Origin of the sequence: Rhodococcus globerulus, from assembly GCF_019334125.1 — a bacterium.
GTDB lineage: Bacteria > Actinomycetota > Actinomycetes > Mycobacteriales > Mycobacteriaceae > Rhodococcus_F > Rhodococcus_F globerula.
The window spans coordinates 501,823-525,648 of record NZ_CP079698.1 but is presented as its reverse complement, the minus strand read 5'-3'; the positions used below and the strand labels follow the sequence as shown (position 1 = coordinate 525,648).

Sequence of the window (23,826 nt, the reverse complement as noted above, 5' to 3'; positions counted from 1 at the left end):
CTGTGTTGCGCACGCCGAATGCGCTTCTTTCAGCTCTGACGATGTTACCCGTCCCACGTCGCCACATGCTGCATCCCCCGCACACTAATTCGTCAAACACGAGATTGTTTGCATAGAATGCAAACATGTTGATTCGCATCGATCACGCCTCGGCGACGCCACTCGCCGATCAGATTGCGGCCGGAGTGCGCGGGGCCGTCATCCGCGGCGAGGTCGGCCCCGGTGATCGACTTCCGTCCGCTCGCGCACTCGCCGAGTCGGTTGACGTCAATCTGCACACCGTTCTGCGTGCGTACGCGGCGCTGCGCGACGAGGGCCTCATCGATCTACGACGCGGGCGCGGCGCCGTCATCCGCGCCGAGTTCGATTCCGGCGCAACAGCTCTCCACGAATCAGCACGAGAGTTTGTCCGCCAGGCCCGCAATCTGGGTCTCGACACAGCCCACATGCTCGACCTCATCAAGGAGACCAGCACACAATGACGACCAGCAAGGTCCGGCTCTGGACCGCAGCCTCGTTGACCTTCATCCCCACGGCGGTGTTGATCGTGGCACGCCTACTGTGGGGCGATCAGCTTCCGCACACTGTCGCCAGTCACTGGTCCGGATCGACGCCGGACGGATTCGCCACAACCACAACGTTCTTCGCCATCACACTGGCAGTGTCGTTGATCGCCTCCGTCGTTGCCGCGGTCACGGCGATTCGTGCGGGCGACTCCGCTCCCCTGCTGTTGTCCGTCACAGCCACCGCAGCCGCGACGTCAGCGACGATCTGGATCCTCAGCGTTGCCTTGACCCTCGACGCCGGCGCCCCGGAGAACGCACGTATCGGGTGGTGGATAGCCCTTCCCATCGCTGCGGCAATGACGGGAATCGCCGCTTGGGCGCTCATCTCACGGGGCGGAGCCAATGCCGAACCGCTGCTCCCCACCCCGACGCTGGACACACCGCTCACTGCCACCGAACGCGCAGCGTGGATCGGCCGCGCACACAGCGTCTGGCCGTGGGTCCTCTCCGCCGGTCTGACAGCACTCACGGTCGGCACCGCCGCATATTCCGACTGGTGGGTAGCTGTCATCCTGCTCGCCGCCACCGTCATGACAGCAGCTTTCGCGTCCGTCACGGTCCGCGTGGATAATTCCGGACTGAGCATCAGCTCGTGGGGCATCCGGTGGAAGAAGATTGCCATCTCGAGAGTGAAGTCCGCGTCGGCCGACGCCATCCGGCCCATTGAGTGGGGTGGATACGGCTATCGCATCACTCCACGCGGCACGGCGGTGACACTGCGCTCCGGCGAGGCAATCGTGCTCACGCTCGAGACCGGGCGCGTTTTCGCCGTCACCGTCGACCACCCGGAAGATGGTGTCCGACTCCTTAATTCACTCGTCCAACAGGCTGACGCTCGCGAAATCTAGCCCCGAACCAGGTCGACGAAGAGCTCGTGCACACGACGGTCCCCCGTCACCTCCGGATGGAACGACGTCGCAATCACCGAACCTTGCCGAACAGCGACGATCCGGCCGGCAGCTTCGCCTGCTGCCGCCGGCACCTTGGCAAGAACCTCGACGCCCGGGCCTACCCGTTCCACCCACGGCGCGCGAATGAACACGGCCCGGACGGGGTCTCCGACAATGCCCTCGAATTCGAGGTCCGATTCGAACGAATCGACCTGACGTCCGAAAGCGTTGCGGCGCACGGTCATATCAATGGCATTGAGGTGCTCGGCATCGGGCCGGGTGTCGAGCACCTCGCTGGCCAGCAAGATCATGCCGGCGCACGATCCGTAGGCAGGCAGTCCACCTCGAAGCCGTTCGCGAAGCGGTTCGAGCAATTCGAAAACCTGCAGAAGCCGGCTCATCGTTGTCGATTCACCGCCGGGAATCACGATGCCGTCAACCTTGTCGAGCTCCTCGGGACGGCGCACACCCACGGCGTCCGCCCCCGAATCCGCCAAGGCAGCAAGGTGCTCCCGCACGTCACCCTGGAGTGCGAGTACGCCGATCAACGGACGAGTCATGCCTGTGTTCCTACCTTGTCTTCACTACCCGAGGGGTCTTCACTAACCGAGGGCTCGCGTTCGATCCGCGACAAGCCTTCCTGGACTACCGCTGCCACCATATTGCCGCTTCGATCGTAAATGCGCCCCTGCGTCAGCGCTCGCCCGAACCCGGCCGACGGCGACGTCTGGTCGTACATCAACCATTCGTCGGCCCGGAACGGACGCAGGAACCACATCGCATGATCGAGTGAGGCATTCTGCGTCTTCACGTCCTTGTGCGGCACATTCGAGGTGTTGAGCAGCGTCATGTCACTCAGATAGGCCAAGGTGCAGATGTGCAGAAGTGGGCGATCCGGCAAGGCGTTGCGGTAACGGATCCAAACCCGCTGCTGCGCAGGCATATCCGGTGCCGAGTTCGCAACGTCAGCAGGCACGATTCGCAGATCCCAGTTCCGCCACTCCTCGTGAAGCGGTGTTCCGGCAAAATCGGGAATGGTCAACGGGTCCGGCAGTTCCTCCGGCATCGGGACATTCGGCATCCGGTCCTGATGCTCGATGCCCTGGTCTTCGACGTGGAACGACGCCGACATCGAGAAGATCGTCTTCCCGTCCTGGACGGCGTTCACTCGGCGTGTGCAGAACGAGCGCCCGTCACGGATCCGGTCCACGAGATACACCGTGGGAATCTTGGGATTTCCGGGCCGCAGAAAATATCCGTGCAACGAATGCACGTGGAAGCGCTCGTCTACGGTGCTGACTGCGGATACCAGAGATTGGCCGGCTACCTGTCCACCGAAGGTGCGCTGCATGACAGTGGGGTGAACTGCCCCTCTGAAAATATCCTTTTCCAGCGTTTCGAGCTCGAGGATCTCCTCGATACCAATCATGTGTCCTCCGGCAGAGTAGAGGCCGACAGCGCCGGCGGGCAACGGGTTCACATTATCGGTTCGCCGCCCGCACACGGCACCATGGTGGCGTGAACGCCTTCATCCCCTCGACCCCGCAGGCCCTGGCCGAACAGGTTGTATCGCTCTGTGAATCACACCCGACAGTTGCGGTGGTGGCGCTGGACGGTGCTGATTGCGCTCGGCCGGTCGAACTCGCAGAGTTGATCGGTGTTGCCGCGCAGTCGCGCCAACGTCCGAGTGCTGTTGTCTCTCTTCACGACTACGTACGGCCGGCGTCGTTACGGCTCGAGTTCGGGCGCGAAGATCCGCTGAGTTATCGAACGATGTGGTTCGACTACGACGCTCTGGACCGTGAAGTCGTGACGGCGGCGCGGGCGCGTCGTACGTGGCTTCCCCAACTGTGGGACGAGACAGCAGACCGGTCGGCACGCTCATCCCGCCGAACCGTTCACGAGCGAACGGTGATCATTGTCGCCGGACCGATGCTGCTTGGCCGCGGTCTCGACTTCGACGTCACCGTCCGATTGAACATGTCCGAGGCGGCGATCCGGCGGCACACACCGCCTGCACAGCTGTGGACCGTCGACCCGCTACTCGAGCATCAGGATGGTGTGACCGACCGGATCGATCTGGACGTGCGTTACGACCACCCCGCTCGACCTGCCGTTCGCGTCTACTGAGTACGAAGGTGACGCGTCAAACCTTCCTGAACCACCGCGGCGACCATGTTTCCGCGTCGGTCGAAAATCCGTCCCTGAGTCAGCGCGCGACCGAACCCGGCCGACGGCGAGGTCTGGTCGTACAACAACCACTCGTCCGCCCGAAACGGGCGCAGGAACCACATTGCGTGATCGAGCGATGCGGCCTGCATTGGTGTGTCCTTGTGCGGGATACGAGAGGATCCCAGCAAGGTCATGTCGCTCATGTACGCGAGGGCACACACGTGGAAGACCGGGTCATCCGGTAGTGCCTCCCGCGAGCGGAACCACACTTGCTGCTGAGCCGCGGCGCCTGGACGCTTGCTGATATCAGCTTGTGGGACGAGCCGTAGGTCCCAGTCTGCCCATTCGCGAGCCAGCCACGCGGTCTCGCCGTCGTCGGAGTCGGTGGCCAGGCCCAGCGTCTCAGGGTCGGGCACAGGCGGCATCTCGTCCTGGTGCTCGATGCCCTCGTCTTGAACGTGGAACGACGCCGACATCGTGAAGATCGCCTGCCCGTCTTGGATTCCTGTCACCCGTCGTGTGGCAAAAGATCTGCCATCGCGCACGCGGTCGACCAGAAAGACAGTGGGCTCCTTCGGGTTTCCGGGTCGGAGAAAATATCCGTGCAGGGAATGAACCAAGAATTCCGGATCAACGGTACGTACGGCCGAGACGAGTGCCTGACCTGCCACTTGCCCACCGAATGTTCGGGGCAGCGTGGTTTCCGCGATTATCCCTCGGAAAATGTCGCGTTCGAGGCGTTCCAGTTCCAGAATTTCTTCGATCGTCGCCATCGCTACTCCCGTTCTCCGCATCTGCTCAATTCTCACCGAGAGTCACACAATGCCTGACGGTGGACAAATTCAGCGAATTCAACCACAGCAGACACGCGAAACACCCAAAACGGGCCGGGTAGTTCTTTACGATTCAAATTAAGCTGAATTCGCGATCGCAGACCGGGAGAACCCATGCGCCGTCACAGCACAACAGCAGCCATCGCTTTGACGATGAGTCTCGTCGCCCTGACCGGGTGTGGCACCTCGCCGGAGGAGAGCGATTCCACTGACGTTTCGCAGACTCTGGTCACGTCGTCAAACAATGCCCCGGCACCGGCGTACGCGGCAACCTTGCAGCCGACCATCGAGAAACTGATGAAAGACAACGTCATTCCCGGCGCAGTGGTGCTGATCTCGTCGCCGACACAAGGCGACTGGACCGCGACATTCGGCACACAGGTCATCGGCGAGGACAAACCGATGTCACTGAACGACTATTTCCGCGTCGGAAGCAATACCAAGACCATGACGTCGACGGTCATTCTCCAGTTGGTGCAGGAAGGAAAACTCAGCCTGGACGATCCCATCGGCAAGTACATCGACGGGGTGCCCAACGGCGACACCATCACCATTGCGCAGCTATCCGACATGCACAGCGGGCTGTACAGCTATTCCTTCGACCCACAATTCAACGCGACGCTCGACAACGACCCGCAGAAGGCGTGGACACCGGAGGAATTGCTGGCCATCGCGTTCTCGCACCCCGTCGATTTTGCTCCGGGCGAGAAGTTCGAGTACAGCAATACCAACATCGTGCTACTCGGCCTGGTCATCGAAAAACTCACCGATATGACTGCGGCACAGGCATTCCAGGAGCGCATCTACGAACCCCTCGGGTTGACACACACGTCGCTACCGGCCGCAAGCGATTCTTCGATCCCCGACCCCCATCCGCAGGGCTATTCCTTCGGTACCAATGTCTCCACGATCGACACCTTCGCCCTCCCTGAACCAGAACTGAGCGCAGCGCTGGCCGGCACCTTGAAGCCGAACAACGAGACCGATGCCAACCCGTCCTGGACGTGGACGGCGGGCGGCGCAATTTCGACGGTCGGAGATCTGGCTACCTACGTCAAAGCCCTTGTCGGCGGCGGGTTGCTGAATGACGACATGCAGAAGATTCGCCTCGACAGCATTCAACCCACTGATCCGAGCAATCCCTCGGCCGCCGGCTACGGTTTGGGCATCGCACGCTTCGGACCTGCCCTGATCGGCCACGACGGCCAGATTCCCGGATTCATGTCGTTCATGGCCCACGACCCGAACACCGACCTCACCATTGTCATCGCCACCAACCTGGCGACGGTACCGAGCGGTGAGGGATCGGCGCTGGTTCTGGCCAAGGGCATCATTCCCACCTTCTACGGCGGGGGCGGCGTACCCGGCGGTGACCCCGCGGCGGTACCCGCGGCGCCAACACCGACCCGCTGACTAGTGATCTTCGTCCAACTCGCCCGATTAGTCCCCTCTCGCGTGAGAAAATAAGACATGACCGCCAACGATCTCTCCTCGAACTCACCAGTCGCCGTACTCTCAGCCGAAGAAAGCTGGAAGCTGCTGAGCCAAGCCACATTGGGCCGGATTGTGGTCGGAACTTCCGGACACGTGGACATTTTCCCGGTCAATTACGTGGTCGATGACAACCACATCTACTTCCGCACCGCGGAGGGAGCCAAACTCGTCGAACTGACCATCAACGATCGCGTTCTGTTCGAAGCCGATCACGTTGGCCCAGAACAGGGATGGAGCGTCGTAGTACGTGGAACCGCTCGCGTGATCACGTCATTCACCGAAACCGCCAGGATCGACGAATTGGGGTTGCGGTCCTGGATTCCGACGCCCAAGTACAACGTTGTCGAGATCACCGCATCCGAAATCACCGGCCGCGCCGTGAAATTGGATCACACCCAGAGCTGAGCGAAAACGCGGACATAGCACTGCCAGGTCAACCCACCGCCCCGGCCGCCAGTGCAGCTTGCCAACCTCCGTACTCGCTGATGTCTTTGCCCGTGGACGCTACTTCCTGGTCACAGCCGAACCCGGTTCCCCAACTGCCGTCGTCGAATTCGACCGATCCGAGCATCATCGGCGTCGGCAGTGCCGCGAGAAATGTGCCGAGTGCGGCGGGAGTGAGTTGCCAGCGCTCCCCCACAATCGACACGCCGCCCTCGCTCACCCGGATCAATCCTGGTTTAGGTGGCGTGGTGTCCAGCGCGCTGAGTCGGTAGCGCGGAGCGGTGGCTACCGGCCCACACCAGCGGGCACCGAGCCCGGTCAGCTGATGCTCGAGCGGCTGACCGCGCAGGTGAGCGCCGAATACTGCCAACTCGACCGTGTCCGCGGGCGCTGAAGTCCATCCGGTTGCCTGGTCGCCATTCACCATCGCCGCGATGTCAGCAGCGACGCCGTCCTCGAACGCACGCGCCAGCACCGTCACCCCGAACTGCGCATCGCCTGCCCTACCAGCTGGAACCGCGACAGCTGACAGGTCGAAGAGATTGCAGAAGTTGGTGTACGTGCCCATACGGGAGTTCACGCCGATCGGATCGCCCGCAACGTCGGCGATCGTCGGATGTTCCGGGGCCGTCGGCACCATGAGGGCATCGAGTCCGTCGAGCTCCTTCATCGCCCGGTTCCGCAACTGCGCCAACAATTCCCGGTCCGCGAGTAGTCGATGTGCCGGTATGACTCCGGCCGGCGCAATGATCGAACGTACCGTCGGGTCCACCGCATCGGCGTGCGCGTCGACGAATTCGCCTACCGCCGCATATCTTTCAGCGACAAGCGCACCGTCGTACAGCAGCTTCGCGGCGTCGAGGAAAAGCGTCAGGTCAATCTCGACTACCTCGGCACCCGCAGCCCGCAGCCGTCCGACAGCTGCTCCGAACGCTGCCGCCCACTGCTCGTCGAGTCCGGGCAACACAGCTGGAACTGCGACGCGTGGCCGCGGCGGCGCGGCCAACCGGACGTCGCTCGGCCACTGGCCGCCCCGTGCGCCTGATGCCATCACGGCCATCGCAGACTCGGCGCCGGCCAGATCCGCGGCGAAAATGGTCACGCAATCGTAGGAACTGCACGCCGGGACCACTCCCTCGGTCGAGACGACCCCGACGGTCGGCTTGATGCCGACAATGCCCTGCAGACCTGCTGGAACACGGCCGGACCCTGCGGTGTCGGTACCGATCGCGATGTCGACCAGCCCGAGCGCAACAGCTACCGCGGATCCAGAACTCGAGCCACCCGAGATGTACTCCGGCCGACGCGAGTCGCGTACCGCGCCGTGGGGGCTGCGTGTGCCGACCAGTCCGGTGGCGAACTGGTCGAGATTCGTCTTACCCAGCACTACTGCGCCCGCCGCCCGCAGAGCCGAAACGGCGGCCGCGTCGACCGCAGGTGTGTAGGCGAACTCGGGACATCCGGCGGTGGTGGGTAAGCCTGCCACGTCGACGTTGTCCTTGACTGCGAGCACCAGACCTCGTAGCGGCAGGTCAGCGGTGGAGGCATCGACGCGCGCGGCCTCGGCCATCGCGTCGACCTCGGGGCGCAGGTGTATCCAGATCTCCGGCCGGTCGACGCGCTCGATCGACCGATATGCCGCCGATACCCGCTCGGTCGCGCTCACGCGGCTACCTCCTTGACTGTTGTTGTCGTGCGGGCAAACTCACCCGCAGCTGACCAGGCGTCCCGCTCGGCGCCGAACGCGACTGCCTGGGTTGCACGGAATGCCGAAATGGAGTCCGCATTGTCGGTCAGGAACTGCTCGTGTTCGGCGAGGGAGAAACTGCCGTCGGTGATCTGCACGCCGCCGGGCCCACCTGCCGCCGTCTCGGCGCGCAGTTCGAGCAACTCGTCCGGCTCGACGGGATACCAGGAGATCCGGTCGAAGAACCGTAGCAACCAGGGCGTACCGTCCTCGAACGGTCCGGACTTCTCGGGATAACGGTGATTCCACACCTGGGTGGTGCGTCCCACGAACTGGTAGCCGCCCGGCCCCTCCATGCCGTAAATGCACAGGTACGCTCCGCCGATACCGACCGCGTTCTCCGGCGTCCAGGTACGTGCCGGGTTGTACTTGGTGGTGACCAACCTGTGACGCGGGTCGAGCGGAGTGGCAACCGGCGCACCGAGATAGACGTCGCCGAGTCCGAGGACGAGGTACTCGGCGTCGAAGACCGTGTCGAAGACGTCAGCGACCGAATCCAGCCCGTTCATGCGCCGAATGAACTCGATGTTCCACGGGCACCACGGCGCATCGGCACGAACACCGTGCATGTAGCGCTTGATCGCCTCGCGGGTGGACGGGTCGTCCCAGGACAAGGGCATCCGCACCGATCGGCTGGGGACCACGAGTTCGGACGAATCCGGGATCTGTTCCTCAGCTTCGGCGAGCAAACCCATCAGCTTCGACACCGGAAGCACATCAGGGTCGACGCGCACCTGCAGCGACCGGATGCCGGGGGTGAGATCGAGTAGCCCAGCCGGCTTCTCTGCCTCGAGTCGCTGATGCAGCGCGTGCGCCCGCGCCCGGAGCGCGAGGTCGAGCGTCATGTCCCCGTATTCGACAAGAACGTTGTCGTCGCCCGAGCGGCGATACGTCACCGCAGTCTTGCCGTCGCGGCGGGCGATCACTCCGTCGTCCCCGTCGCCGCCGTCACTGAACACTGCCGGCAGGCTCGCACGCCGACTCAGGCCCAGTTGACCTTTCGACGCGGCACGATCGGCGCGGATCGGCACAAATCGAACCGTATCGCCGGGGCTCAGTTGGCCGAGCTTCCACCGTTCCGCGGATACGACGGTGACCGGGCAGACAAATCCACCGAGACTCGGGCCGTCCGGCCCGAGCAGGATGGGAGTGTCACCGGTGAAGTCCAGTGCGCCAACCGAATAGGCGTTGTCGTGAATGTTCGAGGGGTGCAGTCCGGCCTCGCCGCCGTCGTTGCGCGCCCAGTCAGGCTGCGGACCGATCAACCGGACGCCCGTGCGATCGGAGTTGAAGTGCACCTCGTAGTCGGTGGCGTACAGCGTGTCGATATCGTTGCGGGTGAAGAACTCCGGTGCGCCGTGTGGACCCTCGGTAACGGCGATCTCCCAGCGGCCACCGATCACCGGTACGTGTTCCATCGGAACTGGTTGGGCGGCATCGGGGTTGCATGGCCCCGCTCCGCAGCTCAACACGTCCCCCTCGCGTAGCGTCCGCCCCTCGTGACCGCCGAACTTGCCGAGCGTGAACGTCGCTCCACTGCCCAGGTAGTCGGGCACGTCGATCCCGCCGCGGACCAGCACGTAGATCCGCAGTCCCGGACCTGTTGTCGCCCCGACGTCGAGGACACCGCCGGCAGGAACCTGCACCGGCGCCCAGGCCCGGACCTGCAGTCCGTTCACTCGGACAATGGCAGGTGCGCCCGTGACACACACGACGGTGGCCTCGGCGAATCGCAGTGCTGGTCCGGCCATCGTGCACTCGAGCCCGGCGGCTCCCGGTTCGTTCCCGAGTGCTTCGTTGCCGAGCCTGAAAGACAGGTCGTCCATCGGGCCTGACGGGGGAACACCGATCTGCCAGTAGCCGACGCGGCCTGGCCAGTCCTGGACGGTGCTCAACATACCGGGGCGCTGAACGGTGATCTCGGTCATCGCTCTTCCTCCGGACGGGTCACGATCATCCGTACCTCTGTGGGGTCGAAACCGTTGCAGGGGTTGTTGATCTGCGGGCAGTTCGATACGAGTACAAGCGTGTCGATCTCAGCGCGCAGGGCGAGGCGCTTACCCGGCGCGGAGAGCCCGTCGACAATGCCGAGTGTGCCGTCCGCGTCGACCGGTACGTTCATGAAGAAATTGATGTTGGAGACCAAGTCTCGTTTACCAAGGCCCCACTTGGCTCCCTCGATCAGGAAGTTCTCGACACACGCGTGCTGATGCTTGGTGTGGTGGCCGTAGCGCAGGGTGTTCGACTCCTGCGAGCACGCGCCACCGACGGTGTCATGGTTGCCGACCTCGTCACCGACAAGCGTCATCAGAGCTGTTCCATCGTCGGCGCGAAGCACGGACCCTGTCGTGAGAAACAGATTGCGCTGAGCTGCAACGGTTGCGGCAGCTGAATACCGAACAGCATGATCATCGGCAGCATAGAAGAGGGAGTCGACGGCCTGATTGCCGTGCAGGTCGACGATGGTCAGGACGTCACCGGCCCGAACGATCGCGGACCAGGGTCCGCGAGCGCCGACAGTGTCATCGAGGATCACGGCTCCGGGGACAAGAGCGGGAGTGTCTACGGCGGTGGTCATTTGGCGTCCCTTCCGAGCTGTGCTGCATTGACGGGCTGTGCTTCATTGACGGGCTGTGCTTCATTGACGGGCTTGGCGGCGTTCCAGGCGTCCTCGGTGTTGAGGACTGCGCGGCGGTACTCGGGATCGTTGTTCGGCAGAGCCTCCAGATCCTCGGGTGCCGTCCATGCCACTACCTCGAGGGATGTGGTGCCGAACGTGGTGGCCGGGTCAAGCGGGTGTGCGGTATTGGCGATCAGCACGATCACCGGGAGATGGATCAGCAGCTCCAGCTCTGTTCCGGCGCCGGCATTTCCGGTGCTGGTGAGTCCGCCGTCGGACTCGACGCGCACTCCGTGGAACAGGGACAGCACGGGCGGCAGGTCGCGGGCGGTCAGACCGTGTTTGGCCGCAGCCAGTGTCAGCAGTTCCCGGCCGGCGGGCGCTCCCGAATGGACGGATCCCTCGCCGTACTTGGCTGTGTTCGTGGCCAGTGAAGTGGTTCCGCAGAACGCGTCGTGGTGACCGGAGGTATCGGCCACAACGGTGGCCAGCACCCGTCCCTGGTCGGAGAGCAGCGGATGCCCCACCCTCAGGTACGCCTGCCACGGCACCTTGACGGTGTCGGCGATGTTGAGTCGCTCGTGCGGCGCGTCAGCCCGGTACAGCAGGAGGTTCGCGCAGGCACTGCCGGCGATGTCACGCAATCGGAGCCGCGTGCCGCGGGCCAGCACCTTCGAGGTGTAGCGGCCGCCAGGCACGGTCTCCGCCCAGGTGAGCCGGTCAGCGTCGATACCGGCCGGAGGGGTGGGCCAATCGGAGGCGGGAAGGACGGGCATCGAGTCGGTGATCGCACCGGCCTGCGAGCGGGCGTGCTCGCGGGCGGCTGCTGTGGTGTCGGTGGCTGTGTCGGTCGTGGTCACTTCGTAGCTCCAATCGTGACGGGGTTCGGAACGGTTTTGCCGCGCGGGTAGCAGAGAGCGCCAACCAGGACGACGGCAATCACGGTGATCGGGGCGGCCCATTGCAGGATCGGCATGTCACCGGACGGGTTGAAGATTTCGGCGCGTGGCCAGGACAAGTTGATCACCATTGCAGCTCCGTACAGCACGGCCGCGATGTTGACCGGGACACCGAAGACTCCCAATGAGAACAGCTTTCGACCTTCGGAGTCGTACTGGACATCTCCGTGCGGCCAGCCTTGCAACCGTCGACGCAGCAGCGGAACGGTCACCATCAGGTAGGCAAGGTAGATCAGCACGATGCACACACTCGACAGTGTCGTGAAGATTGCCGAGTTCCCGACGTTGACAGCGAGCACCAGGATGCAGGCGATACCGATCAGGACCGAAGGCGCGATCGGAGTTCCGTTGCGGGCGTTGACCTTCGAGAGGATCTTCGATGCGGGCAGGCGGCCGTCGCGGGCCATGGAGAACATCAACCGGGACGCGGCGGTCTGAATTGCGAGGGTGCACACGAATACCGCAATAGCGACGTCGATCAGCAGCAGGGTGCCCCACGGGGAACTCAGGATTGCGCCGAGCACGTACGGCAGGCCTTCGGTGGCGAGCCGACCGTCGGTGAGGCTCGGCGCTGCCATCAGCGCGCCGACGATCATCAGGCCACCACCAAGAGCAGACACCGACAGTGCCAACCGAATGGTGCGCGGTGCGACGCGACGCGGATTTCGGGTCTCCTCGGCGAGCTCGCCTGCCGAGCCGAAGCCGACCATGACGTACGCGGCCATCAATCCCGAGACGATCCAGGCCCAGATGTAGCCGGGCTCGCTGCCTGCGGCGCCGGTGTCGAATACCACCTGCGGGCCACGCTGGGCGTGGGTGAAGAACATGCCGATCACCGCAATGACGCCGATGATCTCGCAGGTCACGCCGATATTGTTGATGCGCGACATCCAGTTCACGCCAACGCAATTGATCGTTGTCGTGAGCACCAACAGCACCGAACCGAGCAGTACCGCGTTGGTCGCGCCACTCGACGATGTCAGCGAGCTGTCCTCGCCGACGATCTGAAATCCGCTCCACACGTTTGGCAACACCACCTGCAGGGCGATCGCCGCCGCAGAGGCGGTAACGATCTGCGCGATGATCATGAACCATCCGGCAAACCACCCGATGATCTCGCCGCCCATCCGCCGGGACCACTGGTAGATGGCGCCTGAGATCGGATACCGCGCAGCAAGTTCGGCGAAGCTCAGCGCCACCATGAACTGGCCCAGGAACACACAGGGCCACGTCCAGAAGAATGCCGGTCCGGCAAAGCTGAAGCCGAGTCCGAACAACTGGAAGATCGTGGTCAGGATGGAGACGAACGAGAAGCCCGCCGCGAACGACGCGAACTTGCCGAGCGAGCGGTGCAGTTGCTGCTCGTAGCCGAACTCGGCGAGGTCGTTGTCGTCGCTGGGCTTAGGTGCCGCGATCGTCATTGATTCTCCTGGGGCCTGGGGGCTGTATTCCTGTCAGTTGACAGTTTTCTGCGCTCCCGTTCCCTACTGGTGTCTCTCATGTTTCGCTGTGTAGCGATTGCGTTGCGAGTCGATGACATCGGTTACCGGAACGTTTCCGAACCCTCACGCGGGTAGTCGGTGACACCCGACAGAGCGGCACAGCATTAGATAAGGGCCATGAACGTCGTCCGCGATCCATCGATGCTTCCGGTGGGCGAGTTGTTGCGTGGTCCTGCATTGACCTGCGGCCCTGAGACAACCGCCGCCGACGCCGCCCGCGCCATGACCGCAGCCGGCCGACGGTACGTACTTATCCCCATCCGCGGGAATGCGCTGGGCATCTTCACCGACGGAGACCTCCGACGGCGGATCGTCGCGGCCGGACTCGGCACTACCACCCCCGTTTCCGAGGTGATGACCACTCCCGTACACACGGCCAACGCTGACCGGCTCGGCGCGGACGTGCTGCTCGATATGCTCGAACGCGGCGTGCGGCACCTGCCGGTACTGTCCGCTCGCGGCGACGTTCTTGGTGTGGTCGAGGACGCGGATCTGTTCGCCACCGCAACTCGGAGCGGATTTCTGGTGCGCAGCACAATTTCTCAGGCCGCCGACGCCGATGAACTCGTAGCTGCGACAGCACGGATACCGGAGCTTGCGGTGGGACTCTGGCGGGCGCGTGTGGCGGCGCTCGACGTCAGCGCCATCGCGTCGGTACTCATGGACGCCGCCGTCACCCGAGCCGCGAGCTTGCTCGCCGAAGGCCATCCCGGTTCGACCTGGCTCTCACTCGGCAGCATCGCCCGCCGCGAGGCCATGCCAAGTTCCGACGTGGACAGTGCCCTGATCTGGGCGAACGACGACAGTCCCGAACAGCAGGCCCGCGAAACCGCGTACGGAAAGCGTGTGCACGGATTACTGGAACGCTGCGGACTCCCCTCGGACGCCAACGGGGCGGTAGCGTCGAGCCCGCGGTTCGCGCGTTCCGAATCCGACTGGCTGCGTGGGCTCGACGGCTGGCTCGCCGATCCTTACGCCGATCAGGGCATCGTCATGGTGTCACTGCTCGCCGACAGTCGCATCGCGATCGGCGACAACCGACTTGCTCTGTCCCCCGTCGTATCCGAGCGACTCGATCCCGACGCGCTTCGACTGCTGCTCAAGGAAGCAGTCGAAGGTAAGGCGCGGATGCATTCACTGCGCGAGCGTCTCACCCGCCGCACCGATTCCGTCGACATCAAGGCACAAGGCGTGATGCCGATCGTGAACATCGCGCGGTGGGCTGGGCTCGCCGCAGGCTGCGCGGACCCGTCAACCATCGTGCGACTGCGAACGGCAGCGAACTCGGGAATCCTGCCCGACGACGACGCGACGATGCTCGCCGAGTCGTTCGACGTGCTGGCTCAGATCCGGCTACGGCATCAGTGCGAGCAGATCGAGCGAGGCGAGACCCCGACCGACGTCCTGGCACTGGACTCGCTGACGCCCCTCTACCGGAGTCTGCTCGCGAGCGCCGTCCGCGAGATCGCAGGGATACAACGGAAACTCGCATACACGGGGCCGCCGGCATGACGGAATTGACCGCCGCTCAGCGTCACGCGGTCCTTCAGACCGTGGCGGCCGAGCGACTCGAGGGATGGCAGCCCACTGGCGACGACCTCACCGATCTGGACGCGCTGGCCGTCGGCACGTTCACGTACGAGGACTACATCGAACGCCACCGTAGTGCCGCGTCCACGCGCGCGGTCCCGCGCCGTCGACGGCTCGCGTTACCACGTCCGTACCTTGTCACCGGGACTTCTGTGCTGCGCAACAACTTCGGATTCAGAGACCAGACCCAGCTTCGGGACGTCGAGTACGCCGCGACCGCAGCCCGCCTGCTCCAAGCGCATCTGCAACAAGCGCCGACTCCGCGCCAGGTGGACGCCGAGTACATCTTCGGGTTGCACGGGCGTGTGTTCGGTGACGTGTTCGGATGGGCGGGGCAGCAACGCATCGTCGACATCACCAAGAACGGGGACGGTTTCGCGCCGGTCGGGACGATCGGCCGTTATCTGCGTGAAGTCGAGATCGCGATTGCCGCGACGGACTGGCACCGCGCGGACCGCGGACGCCTGGCGTACGCACTGGCCACTGTTTATGTCACCTACAACCACGCGCACCCGTTTCGCGAAGGAAACGGCCGTACCGGCACCCTGCTCCTGCACCAACTCGTAAGCTCGACCGGGTTCCTCCTCGACCTGTCGGGTATCGATGCGGCGGAATGGGTTGCCGCCTCTCGTGATTCGTCTCCCTTTCGCCGCACCGGCGCACCGTCGCCGCGACCCATGATTCCCGTGTTGCGGCGCGCACTCGTAGACCGCAGTGATGGAAGGATGGTGTGATGACCACAACCGGAGCCGGCCGCCCACGGCTGTCGACACGCAAGCGTCCCGGAGCAACGGCACGCGATGAGATTCTCGATGCCGCGGCCGAGTTGTTCACCACCGGAGGCTTCACCAGTACGTCGACCCGAATGATCGCCGACGCAGTGGGCATCCGGCAGGCGTCGCTCTACCACCACTTCGCAAACAAGGACGACCTGCTGACCGCGCTGCTTGTCGGGACAGTCACCTCCCCCTTGGCTTTTGCGGAAGACATGCGCGAGAGCCCGGAATCCGCCGCAGTGCGTATGTACGCCCTGACCTGCTTCGACGCGCAGCAACTCGCAAACTCGCGATGGAATCTTGGTGCCCTTTACCTGCTACCGGAGCTACGGACCGAACGATTCGAACCGTTCCGAGCGCAACGCGGAACACTCATGGATCTGTACACGGAATTCGCCCGTGACGCGCTGGTCCAGATCAACCCTGACGCCGAAGTCGATCTCCGCATTGCGCAGCTACCGTTCCGACTCGTCGAGACGGTGATCAACACAAGGTCGGACGCTGAAGCGGAAGGTTCCAGTGCCTCACCTTCGCCGGAGGTGATCGCTGATGCCTCGATTCGAATCCTCGGCTGGACAGGGCCGACCGCTGAACTTGCTTCTCGTACAACGGCACTTCTTGACGAGTACTCCGGCGGACAACGTTAGTGCGCCACTGTGGGAAGTTCGTCGAGCAATCTGTCGAGCAAGTTCAGGTCGTAACGATTCGGGCGCGGTTGTGCCGGCGTGGCGATGTCACCCTCAGTGAGGACACCGTGAATGACCCGGCCAATTTGCGAATCCGAGTCGACGCTGTGCAAACATCTGCCGAACTGCGGCGAACTCGTGCTCGAATCGGGTAATCGGTTCCACCCCTACAGCGGCCAGACACCAGCTGTAGTGCAGTTTCAGCGGATCGCTGTCGCATATCGCGTCACTACTCGCATCCTCGAGCGCTAACGCTTGCATCCAACGATGTGCATTCACCCGGGCCCAGTATGCCGCCTGTTCCATAGCGTCGGATCCGTCCGGTTCCTGACCCGTCGGGCTGTATTCAGCGACGAACCGCCTGCGACTGGCTCGGCACCACGTGGTCTTACCTGCGGCACTAGGCCCTTCGACGGCGATGATCACCGGCACACCCTACCTACGGCTCGTCGACAGTGCCGCGCTTGCACAGCCTCCTCGATGAGCGACGTTAGGGCACGATGGTCGAATGGCGGTTTCTCAAAACGGATTCGCGCGTACAACCGGTGCGGTCGCGGTGGCGACCGCAGCAAGTCGCGCAACCGGCTTTATCCGCACCCTTGCCTTGGCCGCGGTGCTAGGCACTGCTGTGGTCGGTGACGCCTACAACGGCGCGAACAGCATGCCGAACATGGTGTACGAACTGCTCCTCGGCGGCGTGATGAGCAGCGTCCTGATCCCTGTTCTGGCAAGGGCACGACTCCGCGGGAGAACCTATTCGCGGGTTTTCACCCAACGCCTGCTGCTGGCGACGATTCTCGGCGCCGCTGTCATCACCGCCATAGCGGTGGCGTGCGCCCCGTTCCTCGTCGCCGCCTTGGTGTCGGATACGGAACAGACACAGCTGACAACCGCGCTGGCGTACTTGCTGTTGCCTGAGATCTTCTTCTACGCGATCGCAGCGACCGCGACAGCCGTGCTGAATATCCGCGAAAGCTATGCGCCGGCGGCCTGGGCGTCGGTGGTCAACAACGTGATCGTGCTCGCGATGGTCGTGGTGTTCGCTGCGATACCGGGACCTGTGACGTTGCTGCCGTCGACGATGACCACCGCACAGGTTCTCGTCTTAGGCATCGGGACAACGATCGGCATCGTGGGACAGGCTGTGTGGACGGTGACCGCGTTGCGTCGTACCGGATTCCGGTGGAGTTGGCGGGTACGCCCGGTGCCGTACACGTGGCGCCCGGTCCGCGTCGGGGCAAGGCTGCTCGGCTGGGTGCTGCTGTATGTCGCGATCAGTCAGGCAGGCGTCACGTTCGTGCTCAGAGTTGCATTCAGCCATGGCGGAGTCTCGACCTATACGTACGCCGACCTGCTGTTCCAGGTGCCGTACGGCATCCTCGGGGTGTCCCTGCTGACCGTGCTCATGCCGCGTATCTCCCGCGCGGTGGCGCTCGGGGACCGTGACGCTCTGGTCACCGACATGGGCCGCGCTGCCCGGTACTCGGTTGTTGCGCTCGTCCCCGCCGCAGTCGCGATGACCCTTCTCGGGCCGATACTGACCACGGTAATGTTCGTCGGACGCGTCGATGTCGATTCCGCTCGCACTATCGGTGTGGCGCTGGCACTGTCGGCATTCGGGCTTCCGCCGTTCGCGTTGGTCATGCTGCAACTGCGGGTCTTCTACGCCGGCAATGACATGCGCACGCCAGCCCTGATCAACGCCGCAATGGTGGTCACAAAGGTCTCCGTCGTTGCACTCGCTCTCGCATGTCTACCAAACCAGGTGATCGTGGTGATGCTGCCGGTCGCAAGTTCACTGTCCTACGTCGTCGGTGCCATCAGCGGGCACTTCGTGTTGCGTCACCGCTACGGCCTGCTCGGCTTCCACACAGTGCTTGCAACATTCTCGAAGGTGCTATGGGCGTCGATAGCCGCCGGCGGGGTCTGCGTCATCACAGTCTGGGCCTCACACCAACTGATCGACAACCCTCGCACGGCCGCAGCAGCATCACTGGTCGCCGTACTCGTCCTCGGAGCACCGACATTCCTCGTCACAGCCACAAAGATCGGCATCCCCGAAGTCCGCACCGCCAAGGCCCTGCTCAATCGTTGAGAAAGCAGGCACCGCACCCACCGAACTGACGTGGTACGGCGCTACCCCCGGGGACTCGGACGGCTAGTGCAAAGGTGGTCCCGCTCGGGTCTGACCGTGCGGGGCCACCAATGCACGACGCTAGCCCTTGATGAACGCGAGAATGTCCTGGTCGAGGGCATCCTGATATGCGCCGTAGATGCCGTGCGGGGCTCCCGGATACACCTTGAGGGTGCCGTTCTTGACGAGCTTGACAGACTTTTCGGCAGCAGCGGCGATGGGAACGATCTGATCGTCGTCGCCGTGCGCGATCAACATCGGTACGTCGATCGCCTGGAGGTCCGCCGTCTGATCCGTCTCCGAGAATGCCTTGACGCAGTCGTATGCTGCCGCAAGGTTCACCAACATTCCCTGTCGCCAGAAGTCATCCTTTGCACCCTGCGAGACCTCAGCGCCGTCACGATTTGCGCCGTAGAACGACTCGCTCAGATCCTTGTAGAACTGCGACCGGTCTTTCAGCACACCAGCGCGGATTCCGTCGAACGCCTCGATGGGCGTGCCTTCGGGATTCTCGTCCGATTTGACCATGATCGGTGGGACCGCGCCGGCGGTGATCACCTTTGTCACACGGCCTTTTCCATGCTGCGCCGCGTACCGTACCACTTCACCGCCACCCGTCGAATGACCCACGACTACAAGCTCTTTCAGGTCCAAGGTTTCAACGAGCTCGGCGAGGTCGCGAGCGTACGTGTCCATGTCGTTGCCGGTGTAGGTCTTCGACGAGCGGCCGTGGCCACGACGATCATGCGCAATGACCCGGTACCCGGCGTCCGCGAACAACTTGAGCTCGACTTGCCACGCGTCGGAGCTCAGTGGCCACCCGTGGCTCAGTAGTACGGGTTGGCCGGCGCCCTGCTCCGTGTAGTAGATCTCGGTTCCGTCAGAGGTGGTGATGTACGGCATCCTTGGCTCTTTTCTCGTGTGATGGAAGGAGATCTGAAAGCGTGCACGTGCCGACTGTCCGACCTCCCTGACGCTACGGATGCCCACACCGGCGACACTAGAGACAAAGATCGACAACTTTTCCTACAAATGTCGAACGCCACGTGATCTACAAGCGTCCAGTCTTCATGTGCACGACTAAATTGTCTGCCACATCCCAATCCACAGCCACGCGAAACCGCCGAAGCCCGGTGTGATCTACCGTTCTGACTCCGTGAGAGTAATCGCAAGAGCGGAGCGATCGAGCTTTCCCCGCGGAGTGCGCGGCAACTGATCGACTCGGAGAATTCGCACCGGCATACTCGGACTGGGAAGGGTTGTTCTCAAATGCCGCCAGATCGTGTCGGTGTGCAAACCTTGATCGCTGACAACAATCGCGACCGCCGGGGCCTCCCCCATGCGTGCGTCAGGAACACCGATGCACGCGGCCTCGGCAATCCCAGGCAGTGAGGTCAATGCCGCTTCGACGGCCGCTGGTTCCACTTTGAGGCCCGCACGGATCAGCATCTCGCTCTCACGACCGAGCAATTGCAGACGCCTGGCCTCCACGTGCCCTCTGTCGCCGACAGTCATCCACCCGTCGACCGGGCCGTTTACCACCCCGGTTTCGGTGAGGTAACCGTCGAACAGCATGTCGCTCTTCACATGCACAAGCCCGTCGCGAATCTCGGCGTCGACGCCGCCGAACAGCTCGCCGGCCGAAAACTCGTCGAGGTCACCGAGCCCTCGATCGAAGGACACGAAACTCAATTCCGATGCGCCGTAGAAGTGCACCAACGAAGCATTCGGCAATATCGCCTGCAGCGCGTGACGCCCGGCACGCGGCCACCGAGCGGCCGACGAGATCACTTCACGGACACAGTCGACCGGGCCGATGCCTGATCGCACGAGGTCCCAGGCGATCGTGGGAACCGAATACAGATGGGTTGCACCCGTTTTCACCGCTGTTTCCGCGCCACGGAGATCGACAGTGGCACCGCGGGTGAGCGCATGGAGCGCCCCGTACAGAAAGTGGGTGTGGTCGAGGACGCCCGGTACAGACACTCGATCTCCGACACCGACGTCGAACACGGCATCCGATCGATCAAGAGTTCGTGCCCAGGACAACTGATTTCGGACGAAGAGCTTCGGCTCGCCGGTAGTACCCGACGTGACACCGATCAACAGTTCGGAGTCGGCCGACGCCTGATTCGACGCCCCGTCACTTTCGAGATCAACCGCGGTGACAAGTTCACCCGAGAACCCCAGCCTGCGCAACCGCCTGTGCTGCTTCGATTCCGCGACAACGACTCCAGGAACGGACAGCTCGAGCACCCGCTCCAACTGCGACCCGAGCAGATGTCGATGAAGCAGGACCACACTGGTACCCGTCCGCATCGCAGCCGCGACAACCACCAATGATTCGACGTCCGAGGTCGGCAGTACCGCAACTCGGTTCATCGACGCCAGTCCCGCGGCGACCCGGCACACCCGCGTCCAGAAATCGGCGTAGCTGATCTCGTCGCGCGACGAGGCAACTGCGACCGTCGACGGATTGATGCGAACTCGTCGAGCAATTCGTTCCGCCAGAAGTTCGCTCATCGTTGCAGCCTCACGAAACACGCTCGACCAGCATCGCAATGCCCTGACCGCCGCCGATTGCGCATGCTGCGAGCCCCAGTTCCGGGCCGCCGTCGGCGAGCATCTGACTTGCCAAGCGCACCAACAGAACAGCTCCCGAAGCACCCCACGGATGGCCCATCGCAATTGCCCCGCCTTGCGGGCAGATGATGGATTCGTCGAGTCCGAGTTCGTCCGATACTGCCAGGACTACGGAGGCAAACGCCTCGGTGATTTCGACAATACCCAGGTCGGACGCACCGATTCCGGTTTTTGCGAACAGCGAGCGAATGGCGGGTACCGGACCGAGTCCCGGCAATGCCGGATCGGACCCGGCAACAGCAGTGCCGAGAATTCGGAGCGCCGGCATTCCCTGCGCGAGTGACTCTGTCGTCACTGCCAGCACTGCGCTGCCGTCCGAGATGCCACACGAGTTGCCGGCCGTTGCGGTGCCGTCGACCCCAAAACTTGGACGAAGCCTCGCCAACCGTGCTTCGGTCATGCCGCGGCGAATCCGCTGGTCAGCGGCGACGGCCCCGATCGGCACAGTTTCGGACGAGAAATCCGACGCTGCCGCGAGCGTGTGCGAACGCGTTGCATACGCATCCTGGCGCTCGCGGCTGATGCCACGCAATCGCGCGAGATCATCTGCCGCACAACCCATATCGGGATCGGCAAAGCCCTGCGGAGCAAACGGCGCCCGGGTGTATCGCGTCAGTTCACCGCCCGAAGTGGGCGGCCAGTATCGCCACGGAGCAGTACTGGCGGATTCGACGCCACCCGCCAGGATCAGCGTGTCGTTTCCACTGCGTACGCGCAGCGCGGCCTGCATGACCGCATCGAGGCCCGAACCGCATTGTCGGTCAACGGTGACGCCCGGGATCGAGAATCCCAGCCCGGCCGCAAGCGCTGCGATACGAGCAGGATTGCCGCCGGGGCCCATGCAGTTTCCGAGAATAACGTCGTCCACGTCGGCCTCGATACCGGATCGACGCAGCACAGCATCTACTTCGCCGAGTACCGGGGCGGCGAGGTCCGTCGTTGTGAGGTCTGCAAATCCATGGCCTGCATTACCGATCGGGCTTCGCCGTGCGGCCACCAGAACAGGAGCGGAATTCATGAGTGCAACTCTTTCACGCGTCCTCGAGCGACTTTGCCACTACCGGTACGTGGCAGTTCGTCGACGGTGATCCAGCGACTCGGCATGGCTTCTCGTGCCAACAACGCCCGCGCCTGCGCACGAATTGCCTGGAGAGTGACGGCGTCGTCGTGCTCGATCACAGCTGTGATCGTCTCTCCGAGAACCGAATGCGGCGAACCGATTACGGCGGCGCCTCTGACGCCGTCCATTGACTCCAGGGTTCGCTCGACGTCCTCGGCCATGACGGTGGTTCCGCCGACGTTGATCGCAAACTCCCCGCGGCCGAGAATCGTCAACTCCCCGTTCGAGCCGAGGATCGCTCTGTCCCCCACACCAAACCACTCTGCCGCACCCAGCACTCGATACGGCGAACGGACAAACAAGAGTCCGTCGCGAATCTCGGCGTCGACGCTGTCGAGTAGACGCATCGCTTCAGGCACTCGCCGAGCAGCGACAATGGAAAGCTCTGCAGCGCCGTAGTATTCGACTATCTCAATCCTCGACGCTGCAGACCGGGCACCGTCGTCCAACATGGTCCCGGCAACAACGGCGGTCCGCAAACGCGGCGCCTCGAGCACAACGCGGCGCAACACGGCGGGAACCGCATGCACAACCGTCGCCTCCGCCGGGTCGTCGGTGACACACGCGCCTCGCCACAGTGCATGAACAGCGCCGAACAGGTGCATCGTTGCGTGGAGCGGCCCGGTGATCAGCACTCGATCGCGTGCCTCGATGCCGGTGATGGTAGTGAACTCGGGGAAGCTGTCGAACCACGACGCCGCTGTCCTGGCCAGCGGACGTGGCCGGCCACTGGAACCCGACGTGGCAACAAGCAGGAACGACGACGGATCGATTTTGCCGCGCTCGGGTCGCGTCGCCGGATCCTCCACGATCACCGCGGTTCCACGCCGCGCGGCAGCAAAGATGCAGATCAGCGCTTCCAGCACCGGCAGCGCCGACGCGTCACACACGGCAGCCTGCGGCGATCGCTCGATGGCGGCGTCCAGTTCTGCATAGGTGAGAACTGTGCCGCCGAGATCGAGCGCCCGCTGGTCGCCGTGTCCCCCGAGTGCTCCGATCACCGACGAATCAGTCCTGGATATGCTCGGTGTACCCCCTTGGCGACAACACTCGCGACAACCACCTTCAACGCATCGCCGGGGATAAATGCCACGTTCGTACTCAGTGCCGCACCGATACCCATGTCGGTTCGCAGGATGAGCCCTGCCGTGCCGAACAGATACACGACAACAATTCCGCCAAACGCGTTGATCAAAATACCCAGCACAAGCGGATACTTCGGCAAGATCCTGGCAGTGAGCCAGCCGATGCACAGTACCGCGGGAATCCAGCCGATCAGGTAGCCGGCGCTAGGCCCAGCGAGGGCAGTGAGTCCGGTGCGTCCGCCTGACAGCAGTGGCAATCCCATCAGTGTCAGTGCCATGAAGACGGCAACTGCCGCAACACCTTTCCGTGCACCGAGGATCGCACCGGCGAGAATAACTCCGAGCGTCTGCAGCGTGATAGGCACGCCGCTGATACCGATCGAGATAGCGCCGGGAAGACCCAATGCAGCGATCAGCGCCGCGAACACCGCGATCTGAGCCATTTCCCTTGCTTGAATGCCGACCGGCGACGCCTGGGCGCCCTCGAGACTTGACATGCCCACTCCTTCAGATACTTGAACGACGTTCAAGATAGCAGGTCTGCGACTACACCAGTAGTCCCGGC

The 23,826-nt window shown here is 63.5% G+C and carries 23 protein-coding genes; 10 read left to right on the top strand and 13 right to left on the bottom strand.

The features are described 5' to 3' along the window. The first annotated feature begins 125 nt into the window (after positions 1-125). Together KYT97_RS02380 and KYT97_RS02375 are read left to right on the top strand one after the other, a co-directional pair. Positions 126-482, top strand: coding sequence for a GntR family transcriptional regulator (locus tag KYT97_RS02380; protein WP_033234675.1), 357 nt, complete (start codon positions 126-128; stop codon positions 480-482). Then, positions 479-1,414 (top strand): hypothetical protein, encoded by a 936-nt coding sequence (locus KYT97_RS02375; RefSeq protein WP_219111686.1) that lies wholly within the window; start codon positions 479-481, stop codon positions 1,412-1,414. Before KYT97_RS02380 ends, KYT97_RS02375 begins: the two co-directional genes overlap by 4 nt. Here the strand turns inward: KYT97_RS02375 and pdxT are convergent. Beyond that, positions 1,411-2,016, bottom strand: a complete 606-nt coding sequence (gene pdxT / locus KYT97_RS02370; RefSeq protein ID WP_219111685.1) for a pyridoxal 5'-phosphate synthase glutaminase subunit PdxT — start codon at positions 2,014-2,016, stop codon at positions 1,411-1,413. The genes KYT97_RS02375 and pdxT overlap by 4 nt on opposite strands. Continuing rightward, positions 2,013-2,885 (bottom strand): acyl-CoA thioesterase, encoded by an 873-nt coding sequence (locus tag KYT97_RS02365; protein ID WP_219111684.1) that lies wholly within the window; start codon positions 2,883-2,885, stop codon positions 2,013-2,015. The genes pdxT and KYT97_RS02365 overlap by 4 nt, the downstream gene beginning before the upstream one ends. A gap of 89 nt (positions 2,886-2,974) precedes the next feature. On the opposite strand from KYT97_RS02365, the gene KYT97_RS02360 reads away from it, so the two are divergent. After that, positions 2,975-3,586 carry a hypothetical protein gene (locus tag KYT97_RS02360; RefSeq protein ID WP_342393903.1) on the top strand — a complete coding sequence of 204 codons (612 nt, stop codon included), beginning with the start codon at positions 2,975-2,977 and terminating at the stop codon, positions 3,584-3,586. Here the strand turns inward: KYT97_RS02360 and KYT97_RS02355 are convergent. Beyond that, a complete protein-coding gene (locus tag KYT97_RS02355; protein WP_033234679.1) occupies positions 3,580-4,401 on the bottom strand; it encodes an acyl-CoA thioesterase in 822 nt (273 codons plus the stop codon). The genes KYT97_RS02360 and KYT97_RS02355 overlap by 7 nt on opposite strands. A gap of 174 nt (positions 4,402-4,575) precedes the next feature. Here KYT97_RS02355 and KYT97_RS02350 point away from each other — a divergent pair, with 174 nt between their 5' ends. Both KYT97_RS02350 and KYT97_RS02345 read left to right on the top strand, forming a co-directional pair. Next, a complete protein-coding gene (locus KYT97_RS02350; protein WP_219111683.1) occupies positions 4,576-5,874 on the top strand; it encodes a serine hydrolase domain-containing protein in 1,299 nt (432 codons plus the stop codon). A gap of 57 nt (positions 5,875-5,931) precedes the next feature. Next, complete coding sequence (locus KYT97_RS02345; protein ID WP_219111682.1) at positions 5,932-6,360, top strand: pyridoxamine 5'-phosphate oxidase family protein; 429 nt, start codon at positions 5,932-5,934, stop codon at positions 6,358-6,360. Between the two features lie 28 nt (positions 6,361-6,388). Here the strand turns inward: KYT97_RS02345 and atzF are convergent, their stop codons facing one another. The 5 genes from atzF to KYT97_RS02320 are packed head-to-tail and all read right to left on the bottom strand — an operon-like array spanning position 6,389 to position 13,146. Further along, positions 6,389-8,065 (bottom strand): allophanate hydrolase, encoded by a 1,677-nt coding sequence (gene atzF, locus KYT97_RS02340; protein ID WP_072782504.1) that lies wholly within the window; start codon positions 8,063-8,065, stop codon positions 6,389-6,391. After that, positions 8,062-10,074 carry a 5-oxoprolinase/urea amidolyase family protein gene (locus KYT97_RS02335; protein ID WP_219111681.1) on the bottom strand — a complete coding sequence of 671 codons (2,013 nt, stop codon included), beginning with the start codon at positions 10,072-10,074 and terminating at the stop codon, positions 8,062-8,064. Before KYT97_RS02335 ends, atzF begins: the two co-directional genes overlap by 4 nt. Then, entirely contained in the window at positions 10,071-10,724 is a 654-nt protein-coding gene (locus KYT97_RS02330; protein WP_033234682.1) for an urea amidolyase associated protein UAAP2, read from the bottom strand. Before KYT97_RS02330 ends, KYT97_RS02335 begins: the two co-directional genes overlap by 4 nt. Then, positions 10,721-11,626 carry an urea amidolyase associated protein UAAP1 gene (locus KYT97_RS02325; RefSeq protein WP_245005995.1) on the bottom strand — a complete coding sequence of 302 codons (906 nt, stop codon included), beginning with the start codon at positions 11,624-11,626 and terminating at the stop codon, positions 10,721-10,723. Before KYT97_RS02325 ends, KYT97_RS02330 begins: the two co-directional genes overlap by 4 nt. Then, positions 11,623-13,146 (bottom strand): amino acid permease, encoded by a 1,524-nt coding sequence (locus tag KYT97_RS02320; RefSeq protein ID WP_219111679.1) that lies wholly within the window; start codon positions 13,144-13,146, stop codon positions 11,623-11,625. The genes KYT97_RS02325 and KYT97_RS02320 overlap by 4 nt, the downstream gene beginning before the upstream one ends. Positions 13,147-13,344: 198 nt before the next feature. Between KYT97_RS02320 and KYT97_RS02315 the strand changes: the two genes are divergently transcribed. The 5 genes from KYT97_RS02315 to murJ all read left to right on the top strand — a co-directional run bounded on the left by KYT97_RS02315 (position 13,345) and on the right by murJ (position 18,374). After that, positions 13,345-14,739 carry a putative nucleotidyltransferase substrate binding domain-containing protein gene (locus KYT97_RS02315; RefSeq protein WP_219111678.1) on the top strand — a complete coding sequence of 465 codons (1,395 nt, stop codon included), beginning with the start codon at positions 13,345-13,347 and terminating at the stop codon, positions 14,737-14,739. After that, entirely contained in the window at positions 14,736-15,551 is an 816-nt protein-coding gene (locus KYT97_RS02310) for a Fic family protein (protein WP_219111677.1), read from the top strand. The genes KYT97_RS02315 and KYT97_RS02310 overlap by 4 nt, the downstream gene beginning before the upstream one ends. Further along, positions 15,551-16,240 (top strand): TetR/AcrR family transcriptional regulator, encoded by a 690-nt coding sequence (locus KYT97_RS02305; RefSeq protein WP_045067507.1) that lies wholly within the window; start codon positions 15,551-15,553, stop codon positions 16,238-16,240. Before KYT97_RS02310 ends, KYT97_RS02305 begins: the two co-directional genes overlap by 1 nt. 111 nt (positions 16,241-16,351) lie before the next feature. Continuing rightward, on the top strand, positions 16,352-16,531 hold the full coding sequence (locus KYT97_RS02300) for a hypothetical protein (RefSeq protein WP_219111676.1): 180 nt from the start codon (positions 16,352-16,354) through the stop codon (positions 16,529-16,531). A gap of 256 nt (positions 16,532-16,787) precedes the next feature. Beyond that, positions 16,788-18,374, top strand: coding sequence for a murein biosynthesis integral membrane protein MurJ (gene murJ / locus KYT97_RS02295; protein WP_219111675.1), 1,587 nt, complete (start codon positions 16,788-16,790; stop codon positions 18,372-18,374). 120 nt (positions 18,375-18,494) lie between these two features. On the opposite strand, the gene KYT97_RS02290 is transcribed toward murJ, so the two are convergent. The 5 genes from KYT97_RS02290 to KYT97_RS02270 form a co-directional block, all read right to left on the bottom strand. Next, the gene (locus tag KYT97_RS02290) at positions 18,495-19,316 is read right to left on the bottom strand and encodes an alpha/beta fold hydrolase (protein WP_045067504.1); all 822 of its coding nucleotides are present in this window, start codon (positions 19,314-19,316) and stop codon (positions 18,495-18,497) included. Between the two features lie 237 nt (positions 19,317-19,553). Further along, a complete protein-coding gene (locus tag KYT97_RS02285; protein WP_045067977.1) occupies positions 19,554-20,936 on the bottom strand; it encodes an AMP-binding protein in 1,383 nt (460 codons plus the stop codon). 10 nt (positions 20,937-20,946) lie between these two features. Next, positions 20,947-22,074 (bottom strand): thiolase family protein, encoded by a 1,128-nt coding sequence (locus tag KYT97_RS02280; protein WP_045067502.1) that lies wholly within the window; start codon positions 22,072-22,074, stop codon positions 20,947-20,949. After that, the gene (locus tag KYT97_RS02275; protein ID WP_219111674.1) at positions 22,071-23,177 is read right to left on the bottom strand and encodes an AMP-binding enzyme; all 1,107 of its coding nucleotides are present in this window, start codon (positions 23,175-23,177) and stop codon (positions 22,071-22,073) included. Before KYT97_RS02275 ends, KYT97_RS02280 begins: the two co-directional genes overlap by 4 nt. Further along, positions 23,174-23,758 (bottom strand): biotin transporter BioY, encoded by a 585-nt coding sequence (locus KYT97_RS02270; protein WP_172935402.1) that lies wholly within the window; start codon positions 23,756-23,758, stop codon positions 23,174-23,176. The genes KYT97_RS02275 and KYT97_RS02270 overlap by 4 nt, the downstream gene beginning before the upstream one ends. Positions 23,759-23,826 lie beyond the last annotated feature (68 nt).